General features: G+C 74.7%; 1 protein-coding gene. It reads right to left on the minus strand.

The window, feature by feature from the left end; translation table 11 throughout:
- Positions 1-395: 395 nt before the first annotated feature.
- Positions 396-845 (minus strand): fasciclin domain-containing protein, encoded by a 450-nt coding sequence (locus F6X68_RS32825; protein ID WP_192581657.1) that lies wholly within the window; start codon positions 843-845, stop codon positions 396-398.
- Between the last annotated feature and the right edge of the window lie 132 nt (positions 846-977).

Below are 977 nucleotides of genomic sequence, written 5' to 3' on the forward strand. Positions count from 1 at the left end.
CGGGAGGTGAGGGTGGGCCGGTGGACCCGGCCCGGGGTGCTGGTGGGCTGCTCGTCGACCCGCAGGGTCGTCACAATCGATCTCCGTCCGTGCATGGTGGGACGCGCCGGCAGCGGTGGCGGCGGAACGGTGCTGAGGGATGGCCGAATGGCCGGGCCGGGACGCGCGGGCGCGCCCCGGGAACAAGCAAAGGGCATCCCGACCGATCCCGCATCTCGAAAGGGGCCAAGGTGACGGAGGACACCTGAAAGTGCCGGTTCGTGTCAGTCGGGCGGAATCCGGTCGTCGGCCCACCGGGTGCGGAGGCGGCGGGACCTGGGGCGACCGCCCCTGGGACGGCGACGGCCGCCGACCCCCTTGTACGGGGTCGGCGGCCGTCCGTCGGGCGGCACCGCTCAGTGGGCGTGGTCCTCCTCGTGGGCGGTCTCCGGCAGGTTGCCGAGCACCTTGTCGATGACGTGGATCCGGGCGCCGCCGGCCCGGTAGTCGGCGCAGATCGTCTCGGCCCGGTCGGCCAGCCGGACGCCCGACCCGGCCGTGGCGACGGCGAGGGTGGTACCCGCCAGGGTGGTGACGGTGCCGGCGGACGCCAGGTCGGCGACCGGGCGAGCCCCGGCGACCAGGTGCTCCCTCAGCAGCCCGCGCAGCGTCGCGGTGTCCTTGAGCAGCAGTTGGTCCAGGTTGGCGGTGGAGAACCTGGCCCGGAAGGCGTCGTCGGTGGGGGCGAGGATGGTGAGCCCGCCCGCGACGGACAGCTCCTCGGTCATTCCGGTGGCCCGCACCGCCGCCTCGAACGTGGTGAGCACGGGAATCCAGGTCAGGGCCTGGGCGGGGGACCGGTCCACCAGCGAGCCCGGACTACCCGGCTCGGTCCCCGAGGGCAGCGCGTCGCACAGCGGTCCCGTGACCGCGACCGGTGTGCCGTCGCCGGTGCGGTCGGCCGCGGCGGGGGACTCCTGCGAGCCGGTGCATCCGGT

The organism is Micromonospora sp. AMSO12t (genome assembly GCF_008806585.1).
GTDB lineage: Bacteria > Actinomycetota > Actinomycetes > Mycobacteriales > Micromonosporaceae > Micromonospora > Micromonospora reichwaldensis.